The 16,192-nt window shown below is 37.5% G+C and carries 17 protein-coding genes; 7 read left to right on the forward strand and 10 right to left on the reverse strand.

The annotated features are described in order from the left end of the window. Positions 1 to 27: 27 nt before the first annotated feature. From can to BLS32_RS16035, 4 genes are all read right to left on the reverse strand, one after another. On the reverse strand, positions 28 to 666 hold the full coding sequence (gene can / locus BLS32_RS16020; RefSeq protein WP_091398224.1) for a carbonate dehydratase: 639 nt from the start codon (positions 664 to 666) through the stop codon (positions 28 to 30). Between the two features lie 81 nt (positions 667 to 747). Beyond that, on the reverse strand, positions 748 to 2,406 hold the full coding sequence (locus BLS32_RS16025) for a SulP family inorganic anion transporter (RefSeq protein WP_091398226.1): 1,659 nt from the start codon (positions 2,404 to 2,406) through the stop codon (positions 748 to 750). Positions 2,407 to 2,490: 84 nt separating this feature from the next. Beyond that, complete coding sequence (locus BLS32_RS16030) at positions 2,491 to 2,775, reverse strand: hypothetical protein (RefSeq protein ID WP_091398228.1); 285 nt, start codon at positions 2,773 to 2,775, stop codon at positions 2,491 to 2,493. Between the two features lie 131 nt (positions 2,776 to 2,906). Continuing rightward, a complete protein-coding gene (locus BLS32_RS16035; RefSeq protein WP_091398231.1) occupies positions 2,907 to 3,386 on the reverse strand; it encodes a Dps family protein in 480 nt (159 codons plus the stop codon). 115 nt (positions 3,387 to 3,501) lie between these two features. Here BLS32_RS16035 and BLS32_RS16040 point away from each other — a divergent pair, with 115 nt between their 5' ends. Then, positions 3,502 to 4,446: a LysR substrate-binding domain-containing protein gene (locus BLS32_RS16040; protein ID WP_091398232.1), complete on the forward strand. Its 945-nt coding sequence runs from the start codon at positions 3,502 to 3,504 to the stop codon at positions 4,444 to 4,446. Positions 4,447 to 4,524: 78 nt separating this feature from the next. Here BLS32_RS16040 and BLS32_RS16045 read toward each other — a convergent pair whose 3' ends face one another. From BLS32_RS16045 to BLS32_RS16060, 4 genes are all read right to left on the reverse strand, one after another. After that, positions 4,525 to 4,719, reverse strand: a complete 195-nt coding sequence (locus BLS32_RS16045; RefSeq protein ID WP_091398237.1) for a hypothetical protein — start codon at positions 4,717 to 4,719, stop codon at positions 4,525 to 4,527. A gap of 231 nt (positions 4,720 to 4,950) precedes the next feature. Further along, a complete protein-coding gene (locus BLS32_RS18720; RefSeq protein ID WP_091398463.1) occupies positions 4,951 to 5,136 on the reverse strand; it encodes a hypothetical protein in 186 nt (61 codons plus the stop codon). Positions 5,137 to 5,356: 220 nt separating this feature from the next. Beyond that, positions 5,357 to 6,019 carry a tRNA (5-methylaminomethyl-2-thiouridine)(34)-methyltransferase MnmC2 gene (gene mnmD / locus BLS32_RS16055; protein ID WP_091398270.1) on the reverse strand — a complete coding sequence of 221 codons (663 nt, stop codon included), beginning with the start codon at positions 6,017 to 6,019 and terminating at the stop codon, positions 5,357 to 5,359. Position 6,020: 1 nt separating this feature from the next. Beyond that, a complete protein-coding gene (locus BLS32_RS16060; RefSeq protein WP_245699503.1) occupies positions 6,021 to 6,695 on the reverse strand; it encodes a DUF4920 domain-containing protein in 675 nt (224 codons plus the stop codon). A 290-nt stretch (positions 6,696 to 6,985) separates the two neighbouring features. On the opposite strand from BLS32_RS16060, the gene BLS32_RS16065 reads away from it, so the two are divergent. Further along, positions 6,986 to 8,053 (forward strand): branched-chain amino acid aminotransferase, encoded by a 1,068-nt coding sequence (locus tag BLS32_RS16065; RefSeq protein ID WP_091398273.1) that lies wholly within the window; start codon positions 6,986 to 6,988, stop codon positions 8,051 to 8,053. Positions 8,054 to 8,141: 88 nt separating this feature from the next. Here BLS32_RS16065 and BLS32_RS16070 read toward each other — a convergent pair whose 3' ends face one another. After that, positions 8,142 to 8,534 (reverse strand): pyrophosphohydrolase domain-containing protein, encoded by a 393-nt coding sequence (locus BLS32_RS16070; RefSeq protein WP_091398276.1) that lies wholly within the window; start codon positions 8,532 to 8,534, stop codon positions 8,142 to 8,144. 545 nt (positions 8,535 to 9,079) lie between these two features. Further along, a complete protein-coding gene (locus tag BLS32_RS16080) occupies positions 9,080 to 11,101 on the reverse strand; it encodes a dipeptidyl-peptidase 3 family protein (protein WP_091398280.1) in 2,022 nt (673 codons plus the stop codon). A gap of 131 nt (positions 11,102 to 11,232) precedes the next feature. On the opposite strand from BLS32_RS16080, the gene BLS32_RS16085 reads away from it, so the two are divergent. The 5 genes from BLS32_RS16085 (at position 11,233) to BLS32_RS16105 (ending at position 16,192) form a co-directional block, all read left to right on the forward strand. After that, positions 11,233 to 12,333 carry an SRPBCC family protein gene (locus BLS32_RS16085; protein WP_091398283.1) on the forward strand — a complete coding sequence of 367 codons (1,101 nt, stop codon included), beginning with the start codon at positions 11,233 to 11,235 and terminating at the stop codon, positions 12,331 to 12,333. Positions 12,334 to 12,787: 454 nt separating this feature from the next. After that, the gene (locus BLS32_RS16090) at positions 12,788 to 14,629 is read left to right on the forward strand and encodes a T9SS type A sorting domain-containing protein (protein ID WP_091398286.1); all 1,842 of its coding nucleotides are present in this window, start codon (positions 12,788 to 12,790) and stop codon (positions 14,627 to 14,629) included. Positions 14,630 to 14,744: 115 nt separating this feature from the next. After that, positions 14,745 to 15,287, forward strand: coding sequence for an RNA polymerase sigma factor (locus tag BLS32_RS16095; protein WP_091398288.1), 543 nt, complete (start codon positions 14,745 to 14,747; stop codon positions 15,285 to 15,287). 30 nt (positions 15,288 to 15,317) lie between these two features. Further along, positions 15,318 to 15,728, forward strand: a complete 411-nt coding sequence (locus BLS32_RS16100; RefSeq protein WP_091398291.1) for a hypothetical protein — start codon at positions 15,318 to 15,320, stop codon at positions 15,726 to 15,728. Between the two features lie 2 nt (positions 15,729 to 15,730). Continuing rightward, entirely contained in the window at positions 15,731 to 16,192 is a 462-nt protein-coding gene (locus BLS32_RS16105) for a sensor of ECF-type sigma factor (RefSeq protein WP_091398294.1), read from the forward strand.

Consider the following 16,192-nt stretch of genomic DNA (forward strand, 5'->3'; position numbering starts at 1 on the left):
TACACAAGGCAATTGTATAGGTTTGGTTTAAGTAAATTTCAACTGGTCTACTTTATCCAAATCTTTGTCTGAGCTCAGGTTTACATTCAAATCGGTTACAAAACCAGAATTTAATCCGTAAACCCAACCGTGCAACGTCAAGTCCTGCCCGTGTTTCCAAGCCGCCTGGACAATAGATGTTTTTGCCAGGTCGAAAACCTGCTCTTTTACATTCAATTCTACAAATGCGTTAAATCGGTCGTCTTCATTAATGATCGAATCCAGGTAATTGTGGTGCAAACGGTAAATGTCTTTAATGTGGCGGATCCAGTTGTCGATGATCCCAATGGAAGCATTTCCCATCGCGGCTTTCACGCCTCCGCAACCGTAATGTCCGCAAACGATCACATGTTTTACCTTCAGTACATTTACCGCATAATCCAATACGCTAAGCATGTTCATATCTGAATGGATTACCATGTTGGCAATATTTCTGTGTACGAAAACTTCGCCTGGTTTCGCCCCGATGATTTCATTGGCGGGAACGCGGCTGTCTGAACAACCAATCCACAACAATGGCGGAGTCTGGCCTTTGGCTAAATCTTTAAAATAATTTGGGTCTTTAGAAAGTGACGTTTCTACCCATTCTTTGTTCTTATCAAGTATTTCTTTATAAAAATCGCTCATAATGTGTAATTTTTTTCTTTTGATTTCGATTAAAAATCGGATATAAATTTAGGTAAATTTCGGTTAAGGGTAGCTAATTATTTATTCTGAAAACTCGCTGTTTAGCGATTCAGATTTTACAGTCCTTCTTTTCATCGCGTCGTATTGGTGGTGTTCCAACGAAACTTTGTTCGGGATTTCCTGCGAATTTTCAAGATTGTAGGCTTTTTTAAAACCTTTCAGCTTGACTTTAATATTTTCATCAATCGCGCGTGTCGTTTTAAACTCATGCAGCAAATCTAAGATGTCATGCGCAATGTAAACCGTATCGTGAGCTGTAATGATGACTTTTGAGTTTTCCGGAATTTCACTTAAAGTGGATTTGATTGCGGCTTTATTCAAAAAAGAAACTTCTTGTGCCAGGTCAATGTGAATCACGTCACCATCGGCATATTCTTCTTTCCTGAAATTGTACGCGCGTTTCAGGTTTCCTTTCAATACGAAAATTATACTGATGATAATTCCGAGTGCGACACCTTTCAATAAGTCGGTGAAAACAACTGCCAGCATCGTTGCAATGAACGGAATAAACTGGTATTTTCCTTTTTCCCAGAAATGTTTTACTGTGGATGGTTTGGCCAATTTGTATCCGACGACCAAAAGGATTGCTGCCAAAGTAGCCAACGGGATTTTATTCAAAACCATCGGAATTGCCAAAACGCTAATCAATAGCATAACGCCGTGAATGATCGTCGACATTTTCGATTTTGCACCGGCATTGTTGTTTGCCGATGTTCGCACAACCACCGATGTCATTGGCAAACCACCCAATAATGCACTTAGTAAATTCCCGATTCCCTGCGCTTTTAATTCGACATTGGTGTCGGTATAACGTTTTTGAACATCCATTCGGTCAGCCGCTTCAATACACAATAAAGTTTCAATTGATGCGACGATGGCGATGGTTGCGCCAAGGATCCACACTTTCGGATTGGTAAATCCAGCGAAATCCGGGGAAACTAAAATCGTCTTGAATTCTTCAAAGCTCGTTGGCACCGGTAAGGATACTAAATGTGTTTTGGCTATGGCCAATGAACTTCCGGTAGCGGTAAAAATCTCATTTAAAACCACACCAAGAATAACGGCGATCAACGCGCCCGGAACGAGTTTTAATTTCTTCAATGCCGGAACTTTATCCCACGAAATCAAAATCGCTAAGGAAATGATCGTGATGATAATCGAACCCAACTGCACATAATTCAATGCACCAAGCAAAGTCGAAAATGTATTGTGCCCGTCGGTTTCAAAAAATGCCTGGTCGCCTTCAAAGTCGCTGTCATATCCCACGGCGTGCGGCAATTGCTTTAAAATGATAATGATCCCAATTCCGGCAAGCATGCCTTCGATCACATTTGTCGGAAAATAATTAGAAATGCTTCCTGCCTTTATAAAGCCCAATACCAACTGGATCACTCCAGCGATTGCGACTGCAGTCAGCACCAAATTAAAAGCGCCCAAATCGGATACAGCAGTTAAGATAATTGCAGTTAAACCTGCAGCCGGCCCCGAAACACTGAGGTGCGATTTACTCAAAACCCCCACGATGATTCCACCGATCACACCTGAAATAATTCCTGAAAAAAGCGGTGCGCCCGAAGCCATCGCAATACCCAAACACAAGGGAAGCGCCACCAGAAAAACCACCAAACCAGATGCAAAATCCGATTTAAGGTTGGCAAAAAGATTGATTTTCTTTGTCATGATACCTTACTAAAAATTGAATACAAAAATGTTGTGCCACAACAAATGCAGCATCAGGATTTAAAGGATAAATCCGGCTTTGTATTAAACCTGTTCGGGCGGTGGAATGAAAATGGAGGCAGAAATATTATCGTGTTTTGATAAATTTTCTGAATGGATAAGGCTTGAAGTATTTTCGGAAATGCACGGAATCACGTAGCAAAAATCAGTTTTAATCTCGGCTTTAATTTCTTTGTGGTGTACATGCTCTTCTTCAGACATGCTGTAAAACATAGAAGTATTGCAGTTTTTTTCGATCAGACTCACGATGGTCGGAGTCGCCAGGAAAAACACAAATAGGAACAATACTAATTTTACTACAGTCTTCATAGCGCAAAAATAAACGGAAATCTGTTTAAACAACAACCAAATTATTTATTTAAAGCAAATTTAACATTTTTCCAAAATAAAAATCCGGAATTGAAAACCAATCCGGATTTTAATATCTGAAAAACAGTATTTTACAAAGATTCTTCTAACCATGCACGCATCATCCAGATTGTCTTTTCTTGTTCTGAAATGAAATCACTCATCATCGAATTGGTTCCTTCGTCGTTGATTTCGGCTGTTTTGTTTAAGATTTCACGTTCGATCTTCAATAGATCAGATAAGGAATTTACGATTAAATGAACTGCTTTTTCGTCATTTGAAATATTTTTTCCAACTGTCAATCTGTTGTACTTGATGTAATCTTCAAAAGTATGCAGCGGCGTTCCACCTATGGTTAAGACGCGCTCGGCGATTAAATCGATTTTGAGTTGTGCATCATTATACAATTCTTCAAATTTCACATGCAGATCAAAGAAACGTTTGCCTCGGATGTTCCAGTGGATGCCGCGAAGGTTTTGGTAATAAATCTGAAAATTGGATAAAAGTATGTTCAATTCTTCTACAATTTGCTCAGATTCTTTGACAGGCAATCCTAAAATGTTGGTTTTCATGGTGTCGTTTTATAAGGTTTGAAATTTTTTAGCTGGATAAATTTAGTAAAAGTTTATTCGAATAACTATAAATGAAGCTTATAGTTTTCTTATTTTTATGCCAAAATTTGATATAATGACAATCACCCAATTGCAATACGTTCTGGCAGTGGCCGAACACAAGAATTTCACGCTTGCCGCCGAAAAATGTTTCGTTACGCAACCTACGTTAAGCATGCAGATCCAGAAAATAGAAGATGAACTCAGCATTTTGATTTTCGACCGAAGCAAAAAACCAATCCAGTTGACTGAAATCGGGCAAAAAATCGTGAACCAGGCAAAAAATATTGTCAACGAAGCGAACCGGATCAAAGACATCGTCGAACAGCAAAAAGGCTTTATCGGCGGGGAATTTCGCCTCGGAATCATCCCAACGATCATGCCGACTTTATTGCCGATGTTCCTCAATAATTTCATCAAAAAATACCCAAAGATCAAACTGATCATTGAAGAATTGAATACCGATGAAATTATCACGCGTTTAAAAAACGGACACTTAGATGCCGCAATTGCAGCAACGCCGCTAATGGAAGAAAAAATTAAAGAAGTGGTTTTATATTTCGAACCGTTTGTCGCTTACATTCCGGAAAGCCATCCGACATTTCATAAATCTGAAATTGATGTAGATGATTTAAACCTGGATGAAATTTTATTGCTTCAGGACGGCCATTGTTTCCGCGACGGCATTTTAAACCTTTGTAAAAGCTCCGATCTTCAAAACGACACCAATCATTTCCGAATTGAAAGCGGCAGTTTTGAAACTTTGATCAAACTTGCCGATGAAGGTTTGGGAACAACCTTGCTTCCTTACTTACACACGCTTGATCTTCCTGAAAAAGCAAAACTGAAATTGCGCCATTTTAAAGAGCCGAAACCAGCGCGGGAAGTGAGCCTCATCTTTCCAAAAACCGAACTTAAAATCCACATCATCGATGCATTAAGAGCTACAATAGCCGGTGTGATCAAAGGCGCGATCGTATTCCAGAACGTCGAGATCATCAGTCCGATCCCAAAAAAATAAGCACAAAAAAAAAGGAGTTCTCTCACCAAACTCCTTTTTCTTTTCAAAAACTAAACTCACAACAAAATATATATAAAACTAACTCAAAATTTCGATATACGGTCGAAGCTCGGGCTTCGTATTCGTGTAACTCAACAACCATTTCTTCAGTTGTTCCAACTCATAAGGCAGTAAGTTTTTTATTGCCTTTTTTAATTCTTTGCAGAACAGTATCGGATCAAAACTTACTCTCTCCAGCACCGATTTCGTGTAATCATAAATCATTCTTGGCATGGTTAAAAGATTTAGGGGTTATCTCTGGATCAAATGTATAATAATATTTTAAACGCGCAAACAAAAAATGTAAAAAAATGACGATAAAGTGCAAATAAACACGATAATCTACATATTTTAGTATATTTTGAAAATATAATCTTACAAATATTTCGTTTTGCAATTCTAAAAAATATGCTATTACAAATATGGAGTGCATAAAAAAAGGAGCCGTTTAAGCTCCTTTTAGTTTTATTTGTTAACGTAAATCAGACATTGCCTCAATTCTGGTTTTTGGTCTGTAAAGCTAAAAACCCATTCAGTTAATTGTTCTATCTCGTAAGGCAACAGCATTTTAAAGGCTTTTTCCAGTTCTTTGCAAAAAAGTACGGGATCAAAACTTACCCTTTCGAGTATTGTTTTAGTGTAAGCAAACATGTTTTTCATTAGAAATCTGTTTTTACAAATTGGTTATCTCAAATTTAGGCAAATTTCAAGTCGGCTATCCAAATGAAACGTTAATTGGGAAGTTAATTTTTTAGGAGCTGTTTCCCGCTTTCGCCTTTATCTTTATTCGTACCTCACAAAGGATACCGGCTCTATCGGGGCTAAGGTATTTTCCAATAATAAAATTGATTGAGAACTGTAATACTCGGTTTTAATTTTTAGTTGCCCGGAACATTTCGCGTTTCCCCGGCGGTCCGGCTAGTTTCTCAACTGTAAAACCCACTTCAATCATACTGCGCTTTACCACGCCGCGAGCAGCATAAGTAACAAGGACACTGTTTGGCTTTAAAGCATTATACATTTTCTGGAAGATTTCGGTACTCCACAATTCGGGTTGTACGCGATATCCGAAAGCATCAAAATAAATCAGATCGAATTTTTCGATGTCGTTGATTTCATTAAAAAATTGTTTGCGCTTGGTAAGGGAAAAGTTTTCCGAAAGAGAAAATTTCTTGTTCCATTCGCTCTCATGCATTTCTTTAAAAACCTCAGAGTATTGTTCAGCCTGAAGTTCGTTCACATAATTCATCGACAGCACTTCATCTGCAGAAACAGGGTATGCTTCTACTCCAACATAATCAATTTGCTGATTCGATTTCTGGCTTTCGAGAAAAGTAATGAAAGCATTGAGTCCGGTTCCAAAACCGATTTCGAGAATTGAAATCGGCTTACCCACATATAAGGACAAACCGTTTTGTATGAAAACGTGATAGGCTTCCTGGATCGCGCCGTGTTTAGAATGGTACGATTCGTTCCAGTCCGGCAAATGAATGGTTGTCGAACCGTCGGAAGTCTGGATGATTTCCCTTTTCAATTTATTGTTGGATTAAAACACCGTTAGCTTCAAAAGCATAAGTTACTTTTGGCGTTGTAATTTTATCGATTTCTTCCTGAGATTTTCCGCCATCTTTTGCGTAATGCTTTTGCTCTGCTACCGAAATTTCTTCAACATAAGCACGCCCGCTGATAATTGCTTCTGAATTATCGGCATCAACCGGAACGAAAAATCCATAATCTTTAAACCGTACAAACGATTCCTTTTTATGGGCCAGATCCATTTTCATCCAGCAGCCTTTTTTCTTGCAAACGGCAGTTATTTTCGATTTGAATTTGACTGCAATCGTATCGCCAGCTTTTAGGTTGTTGTATTTGTTGAGCATCTCTTCCTGAGTCAGCGCTTTATCTGCTAAGATTTTATCTCCAAAAGAACTGTATGAAACCTCCATTTTTTTAGCATTTTGTACCTTAATTATTGCAGGTTTTGGCGTTAACATTTTAGCGGGAATGGTCTTATCTCCGATTGGTTTTTCAGCGACAGGAGTTTCTTTAGTTTCCTGAACCGCAGTTTCCAATATGGCAACTGTATCTTTTTGAACAATAGTATCAACCGGTGTTTCTACCTTAGTTTCGTCAATCTTTACTTCTTCGCTTTTATTTTTACAGCTTGCCAATGCCAATAAGGAACACCCTAAAACAATAATTTTTTTCATGTGGATCACTTTAAAATGAAATGTTGGATGCAAAAATAACCCTTTATTCAAATACCAAACTATATTTCCAGTATTTTATGGAATTTGTTGCTGAATTCACAATAAACAGCTTACAGGAAAAAGAATTAAAAAAATCATAAAATAAAACAAGCGCTTGAGCCAATTCCAAAGATATTTTTTTATTATTTTAGCGAAATAATTATTTCCTTAAATTAATTTTTGAATATTGCTCACAAATCATTGACTTTCAATTATTTAAACTCAATATTTGATCTAAAAATAACTTTTAAATGGGTTTAAATACGACAAGCGAAATCGATATAGTAAGAGTTTCATCTTCAAAAATTGATTCTATTGATTTTGAGAACATTTCTTTCGGGACAACATTCACAGACCACATGTTTGTTTGTGATTTCCGTGAAGGCAATTGGCAAAGGCCTCAAATCAAACCTTACGAGCCGTTTTTATTGGATCCGTCAGCAAAAGTTTTTCATTACGGACAGGCCATTTTCGAAGGAATGAAAGCATATAAAGACGAGCATGATGATGTTTGGCTTTTCCGCCCGGACCAGAATATGGACCGCTTCAACAAATCGGCTAAGCGCATGGCAATGCCAGAAGTTCCCGAAGACATTTTCATGAGCGGTTTGCACCAATTGATCGATCTTGAACGCGAATGGGTTAAAAAAGGACTCGGAAATACTTTATACATCAGGCCGTTTATGATTGCCATCGGAAGCGGTGTTATTGCTGCGCCATCGACTCAATACCGTTTTATGATCATTCTTTCTCCTGCTAAATCATATTATTCAGGTGAAGTAAAAGTCATTATCGCAGAGCATTTTAGCCGTGCGGCGAATGGTGGAATTGGAGCTGCAAAAGCGGCCGGAAACTATTCGGCACAATTTTATCCAACAAAACTGGCGAACGAAAAAGGCTTTCAGCAAATCATCTGGACAGACGACGCGACGCACACCAAACTGGAAGAAGCCGGAACAATGAACGTATTTTTCCGCATCAACGATACTTTATTTACTGCGCCAACAAGCGAAAGGATTCTTGACGGCGTGACCAGAAAAAGCTTAATTTCGATTGCTGAGCGCGACGGAATTAACGTGGAAGTCCGTTCGGTACTGGTTTCAGAATTGGTCGAAGCCGCAAAAGACGGAAGCCTGAAAGAGGTTTTTGGCGCCGGAACTGCCGCAGTGGTCAATCCGATCGTAGGATTTTCATACCAGGATGTTTATTATGAACTTCCAAAAATCGAAAATTCATTTGCTTTGCAGCTTAAAGACAAACTGAACAGCATTCAGTATAAATTGGCTGACGACACTTTTGGGTGGACCGTTAAAGTATAATGGACAATGCTATCTAAAACGTATAAAAGCCGAAAAAAAATTTTCGGCTTTTTATTTATACGCAATTATGGTAATTATCAATTGTCCATTATCCATTGTTTTCAATTATTTTCGAAAAATCTGGTTTGAAGTAATTCGGGCCTTTAAGCACTTTTCCGTCTTCTCGGTAAATCGGTTTTCCGTCTTCTCCGAGTTTGCTCATATTGCTGCGCTGGATTTCGTCGAATACATTTTCGATGACGTGCTGCATGCCGTGTTCGATGATCGTTCCGCATAAAATGTACATCATGTCGCCAAGCGCATCGGCAATTTCAACAACGTCATTATTTTGGACTGCTTCGAGATACTCTTCATTTTCTTCTTTCATCAGATTGTAACGCAGCATGTTTTTGCTTTCGCCGAGATCGCCTTTGACCGTTGCGCTTACGCCGAGCCCGAAAGCCGTATGAAATTCCTTAACTGAACTGATTTGTTTCTGCATGATTTTGTGAATTAATTGGTATTGCAAAATAATGGGTTTGGAACAAATTTGAGTAAATTTGGCAAAAAAATTATACACAATGTTTTCACAGGGACAATGGATTTTCGCGGGGTTATTTTTGGTGGCTTTTATAATGGCATCCATTTACGTTTATCGTAAAGATGCGGTTTTGCACCGAAAGTTTTACAAGGGAAGTTACCGTGTTCTGATCGGATTCCTTTTGTTCATTGTACTTTTGTTCATCATCAAATTCACGATGAAACGTTAGGGTTATTTCCACGGAAAAACCAAAAAAGCCTGTCCGTTATCAGGTAATTCAAATAAGATATCGATCAGAAGATACGCCTGATATACCAAAACGACAATCAGTAGAGACATTAAGCTATAGTAAAAAAATCTGAATTTCCTGTTCATTTTTAAGCCTTCATATATTTCCATGAAAATATATACGAATCAAAATTGGAAACGGATTTGAAAGTTTAAAAAAATAAAACCGCTGTTTTGATGCAGCGGTTTTTCCTTAAAATTTGATTTTTATCTATTATCTAATTGTCTTCTGGTAAAAATCCGAAGTTCTTAGAGTAATATAACATTTGCTCTGCGAAAGATTTTGGCTGTATTACATCAATTGAAATGATTTTTCCACCTTCCTTCTTCGGAACCAGCATTGGATTTATAAATCCGCTGTAAGGCGCAGATTTAAATTTGGCATTTCTTTCCAAAACTTCTTTATGCAATTTCTGATCGACTTTTACACCATAATTTTCAACCAATGCTTTTCCGGCTTTGTAATCGCCTTCAGATTTAATGCGCTGCGTCTCTTTCAACAACTGCCCGAACAATTCATGCAATTTTTCATAGTTCGTAATGTTGAAATATGTTTTTCCGTTACGCGTAATTTTCTCGATCACATTGTCTTTTTTGCCTTTTTCAAAAACCCACGCACTCACCCACTGGCGGTTTCTCATGTGTGCTTCTTCGATATTGGCACCGAGGTCAAGACGAACAAGCTGCGTCATCAATCCGTTTCTAATGTAACTGTCGTAAGCGGCCATTCCGGTTTTCTTCCAGTCTTCAACCAGGCCAAGTTCCTGCAATTTTGAGTTGTACAGATAAAATAGGCCTACTAAATCGGCACGGCCTTCTTCAAGTGTTGAAGCATAACTTTTCAGCGTTTCTTTAGGAGTTCCTACACCGGGATTAATTTGGCCCGAAGCATGCCCTACTACTTCGTGCAAAGCCGTGTGCAATTTATCGGCAGTTTCACCGTATTTTTCTTCGAGTTCAATTTCTTCTTTGTCATTGGCAAACTCCTTAAGCTTGTCAGTTCCGCCGGCTTTATTGTAAGCGTCGACAATATTTCCGAGAGAAACCGATTTTGATCCGTAATCCGCCCTGATCCAGTCGGCATTTGGAAGGTTGACACCGATTGGCGTACTTGGCGAAGAATCTCCGGATTCACCTGCAACAATCACCGTTTTATATGAAACACCAACCACATTTTTCTTTTTATGAGCGGGCATTAACGGAGAATTGTCTTCAAACCACTGAGCATTTTTCGAGATCTTTTCCATTTTGGCAGACATGTCGAAATCTTTGATCTGAACCACGCCTTCATAAGAACCGCGGTAACCCAATGGATCATTATACACTTCAATGAATCCGTTAATGTAATCGATATTCCCTTCGGTTGCCTGAAGCCACGCGATGTTGTAATCGTCCCAGGTTTTGAGATCGCCGATTTTGTAGAATTCGATCAATAAACCTAAAGCATCGGCTTGCTTTTTATTTTCGGCTACGCCTTTTGCTTTTTCGAGCCAGAAAATGATCTTATCAATCGCAGCACCATACATTCCGCCACTTTTCCAGACTTTTTCTTCGATTTGGCCATTGGCATTTTTAACCAACTTGGAGTTTAATCCGAATGAATAAGGCCTTTTTGCGTCGGGGCTGGTTTTGGTTTTATAATATGCTTCGGCTTCTTCGACAGTAATGCCGCGGTCATAAAAATTCACAGCCGAACCTGCAAGCAAACCTTTGGATTCATCCAGATTTACTTTTTTAGCATCGACATCGTTAAACAAAATCGTTACGATTTCAGGCGCAAGATTCGTTTTTGTATCTGCTAACAATTGGTTGAAATAATCGATTTTAAAGCCCGGCTTGATTTTATCGCTTGAATAATGGTGGTGGATTCCGTTTGAAAACCAGACCCTTTTGAGATAGATTTCGAAATTCTTCCAATTGGGAGTTGATTTGTCTCCGCTAAAATTTTCATAGATATGCTCGAGCGCTTTACGGATCTTTAAATTGTGCTTGTAGTTTTGATCCCAATGGATGTCGCGGCCGGCAGTTCCAGCCTGGGTTAGATAATAGACCAGTTCCTGCTCTTTCAATGTTAGATTTTCCCAACCCGGAATTTGGTATCGCAATACTTTGATATCGGCAAATTGCTCTGCTTCATATTTAAAATTCGGATCGTCATTTTTAGAATCGGATTTGTCTTTATTGCAGGAAACCAAGACTGCAGTCGTCAAAAAAATTCCGGCTATTTTTTTTAAATTCATTATTGGTATAATTTAATTATTCGAACAAATATAACAATCTTAGTCCGTACAATCCCGATGTGAAGCGTTGAAATTATATAATTGCCCATTGAATATAATTTTTAACTTTACATAGAAATTAATGGCATCCTATGAAAATCTTTAAATATATTTTTCTTCTTATTGTACTGGCTTTTTTCGCATTATCTGTTTTTTTGGCAACGCAGAAAGGGGATTTTAATGTGCAGCGAAGTAAGGTGATCAAGTCTCCAAAAGCTACTGTTTTTAATTATGTAAATGATTTCAGGAATTGGGAGAATTTCGGTTCGTGGAAAATTGATGATCCGAAAATGCAATTTATTTATCCAGCAAATACCATTGGAAAAGGCGGTTCCTATTCCTGGAAAGGAACTGATGGCGATGGAAATGTAAAAACGACCGACATCAAGGATAATGAAACCATAACTCAAAAAATGAATTACAGCGGCAGCCTTTCAGATGTTTTCTGGACTTTTAAAGATACCGTTGGCGGAACAAAAGTAACCTGGCGTTCAAAAGGAACAATGAATTTTGGATTTAAGATCTATACCGTTTTTAAAGGTGGCTCCGACAAAGTAATTGGTGGAATGTATGAAAGAAGCCTCGAAAATCTAGACAAGTCACTGGACTATGAAATGAATACCTATAATATTAAGGTAAACGGTTTGGTAAAAAAACTTGGGACTTATTATTTACAGCAAAGAATTACCAGTAAAATCGCAAACGTTCCTAAAAACATCAGGATCATGCTTCCTAAGCTGATTCATTTTTTCAGCAAAAATAAAATTGTGATGCATGGAAAACCATTCGTGATTTACCATACGTATGATTTGGCGAAAGGGCTTACAGACATGTCGGTTTGCGTACCTGTTAGCCAGGAAATTTTCACAAGCCCCGGAAGTGATATTACGTCGGGGAAATTGGAATCTTTTCAGGCGGTAAAAACAACCCTAACAGGTGATTACAGCCATTCGAATGCGGCTTGGGATAAAACATTCGAATATATTTCGAAGAACAATCTTGTACAAAACCCTGGTGCTTCCGTTGAAATGTATTCCGTAAATATGGTTCAGGAGAAACATCCGTCGAAATGGGTCACTGAAATTTATATTCCGGCTGCTTCAAGAAGTGTTGTTCCGGTTAAAAAAATAGTTTTACCTGTGCAAAATCCTGTAGCTGTTCCGCCTCCAACTGAGAAAATTACAGAACCTTAAAAGATAATTTAATTACTAATTTTTAAAAGCCACGATAAAATATTTTATCGTGGCTTTTTATCATATTCACAATTATGGTTTTTTGAAATGGCGATTACATCAGGTTTTGTAAATATTTTATGATAAAATGGTTTATTCTGTTACAATCTGGAAAGTCATAGTTTAGGAGCCATTACCAAAAAAATTACCGCTCAAATACCTAAAAAAAGCACTTTTATCGACTTTTCAGGCTTTTCATCTGATTGTTATGGTGAGAATTACAAGATGTATTACCTTCATTTCAGATTTAGAATACAGCTTCCAAAGTTTCCCCAAAACTACACCAAGCTTAACACAAAAAATTGACAATAAAATGAATTTTTTTTCTGCCTACTGACAAAATGGAATTTTAAACGAAGGGGATAGTTTCAAACTATCGATGACATTTATTTATTAAAATTAAAAACGTATTATTATGATGAAAAACAAACTTTTTAATGTAGCGATCTTCGGGGTAGCTATGTTAGCTGCTTCAGTAACAAATGCACAGCAACTGTGTTACGGAGCTACAGCAAGGGATTATGTAGTAGGCACTAAAAAAGGATCTTCCGAATTGGTAGACCTTAACAGACGTGACATTACAAAAGCAGAAGGACAACCACAAAATGACAACACTGAAAATTTCGTGTCATTGGGTTATGGCGGATCAATCATTATTGATTTCAATGGTGCTGTATTGGATCATCCGGGAAATGACATCACAATTATTGAAACTTCTTATGCTTCAAACGATTGCAACAGCGATGGTATTGAAAGAGCTAATATTGAAGTATCACAAGATGGAATCAATTTCTTTCCGGTAGGCCAGGTTTGCAGAAATGGATCAGTTGATATTGCAGATTCCGGACTTGCTTACGTAACTGCAATCAAAATCAGCAACGATGATTCAAGTACTACTTTTGATGGTTATGATGTTGATGGTGTAATCGCTATTGCAGGATGTGCTGAAGTTCCAACAAGACTTGGATGTGTTGGTATTGATGTGTTTGATTACGAGCAAGGAACACTTGCAAACGGTGGTCAAATTACTGATCCAATCCGTACAGACCCAAACAGAGCCCTTGCAGTTGAAAACAACCGTTCAAATGGTGCTGCTAACTTCTTCTCTTTAGGTAAAAATGGATGGATTATCATCAGAATGGGTGGAAACATCATGACTGACGGAACATCTGCTCCAGATTTAAGAGTTTACGAAACAACATGGGGAAATCGTCCGTGTTCAAGCTATCCAGAATATGCTAAAGTTGAAGTTTCAGCTGACGGTTTAGCGCCATGGTATGATCTTGGTATTGTTTGTCAGGGACCAGACATCAGATTGGATCTTGACGGAGCTATTCCTGCAGGTTTGCCAGTTTCTTTCGTAAGAATTTCAAATGACAGTACTCTAGGAAACACACCTGATTTCTTTGATGTTGATGGTGTTGAAGCTTTATGGGGTTGTGGTACAGATGATACGCCTCCAACTAGAGGTGGATGTTATGCCACTTGTGTTTACCAAGACCACTACGTACAAGGTACTAAGAAAAATGGACAACCAATTTCTCCATTGAGAATTCACCCAGAAAAAGCTTTAGGTGCTCCTGAAAACAATGATACAATTAACTTTGTGACTTTAGGATATGGTGGATCTATCGAACTTTGTTTTGATGGTGTGGTTTTCAACCAAGATGGTGATGATCTTCAAATTGTTGAAACTTCTTTCGGAAGCCCTGAATGTGAAAATTATAAAGAATATGCTGATGTATCTGTATCTTTGGATGGTTTAACTTGGTATCCAGTTGGAAATGCAGTATGTCTTGATGCTTCAATTGATATTTCTAATGCACCATTGGCTTTACCTTGGATCAGATATGTACGTATCACAAACAACGACCTTTTATCTCAAACAGAAGATGGTTATGATGTGGATGGTGTAGTTGTATTGAATGGTGATTGTACTCCTGGAATTGTTCGTAACAATCCTTCAACTGAAATCGTTTCTAGCTTACAAGCAAATGCTAACGGTGTAATTGCATGGCCAAACCCTGCAAAAACTGACCTTAACTTTAGCTTTAATGTAGTTGAAACTGGCGAAGCTACACTTGAATTATACAATACGAATGGACAACTTGTTGCTAAATTGTTTAGCGGACAAGCTTCAGACAGCCAAGACAATACAGTTAAATTTGACGCTTCTCAACTTTCAAATGGTCTTTACATCTCTCGTTTGACTACACAAGATGGAATTACTACTGGAAAAGTGATGATTGCACACTAAGAACTAATTGCAATATAAAAAGAAGACCCTGCTTTATGCAGGGTTTTTTTTTGCTTAATTTAGAAAGCTGGTTAAACTTATTACCAATTATAAGGTCAAAGAAAAAACAATCATTTTGGAGGAAGAATCAGTTTTCATAAAACAATTGTTAGATCCAAAAACGCAAAATGATGCGTTTCAAAAACTGTTGTTCATATATCAAAAACCACTTTACCACCATATCAGGAACATTGTCCTGAATCATGATGATGCCGATGATGTATTGCAAAACACTTTTATAAAAGTTTTTCAGTACTTAAAGAATTTTAAAGGAGAAAGCAAATTGTTTTCATGGATGTATCGGATCGCTACAAACGAAGCCATTACCTTCATTAATCAAAAGGCAAAAAAAAATGCCACAACCAGTGAAGCATTACAGACAAAAATTGTAGACAATTTAAAAGCTGATGCTTATTTTGACGGTGATGAAGTCCAGATTAAGTTGCAAAGAGCAATATTGACATTACCTGAAAAACAAAAACTGGTTTTCAATATGAGGTATTTTCAGGATTTAAAATATGAGGAAATGTCTGAAATATTAGGAACTTCGGTAGGCGCTTTAAAAGCATCATATCATCATGCCGTTAAAAAAGTTGAAGATTTTGTAAAGCACCATTAAACCATCTGGAATAAAATATATCTTAGAAACATGGAAGATTTTAAAATTCAAGAAGATCAAAAATTACAATCGGGATTTAAAGTTCCTGAACTTTACTTTGTGTCGCTTTCAGAAAAAATGATGACTCAAATTCCGATAAAAAACACAAACGTAATTCCTTTATTCAACAAAAGAAAAAAATGGTATCTAGCAGCAGCGGCAGTTCTAATATTAGCTTTAAGCATAACCGTTTTTCAAAAAATGTCACCCCAAATGATTGAACCTGACGGAACAACATTAGAAAACTATCTTGTTTCTGCCAATAATACAGAAAATGATTTGGTTGATCTTTTAGATGAAGAAGACATAAAAAATTTCAGCGTTACTTACGATATTGAAGATAAAACAATCGAAGATCTACTTTCGCAAAATCCTAATTTAGAACAATACATAATTGAGTAACTATGAAAAATTTCAAAAAAATAATGTTGCTTCTTTTGATATCTTCTTCGTTTCATTCTTTTGCCCAAGGTGGCAGGTTTAAAGAGAAAAGAGAACAAATCAAAACACTTAAAGTAGCTTTTATTACAGATAAGCTAGGTCTTACGTCAGCAGAAGCTGAAAAATTCTGGCCTTTATATAATGCATTTGATGAAAAGCAAAATGATTTTAGGCAACAAAAGATGCGCTCTTATATGGATCGCATGAACGACGGAAACATTGACAACTTGAGCGATAAAGAGGCTTCAGGCTTTTTGTCTCAAATTGAAAATGCCGAAGATGAGATGTATCAGTCCCGGAAGAAATTCACAACAAGCCTGAAAGCAATACTTCCAGCCATAAAAATTCTCAAATTAAAAAAAGCAGAAGAAGATTTTAACAGGACTTTGCTAAAACAATACAGGAACAAAGGCCGGAAAGAATAG

Origin of the sequence: Flavobacterium noncentrifugens (assembly GCF_900100375.1) — a bacterium.
GTDB lineage: Bacteria > Bacteroidota > Bacteroidia > Flavobacteriales > Flavobacteriaceae > Flavobacterium > Flavobacterium noncentrifugens.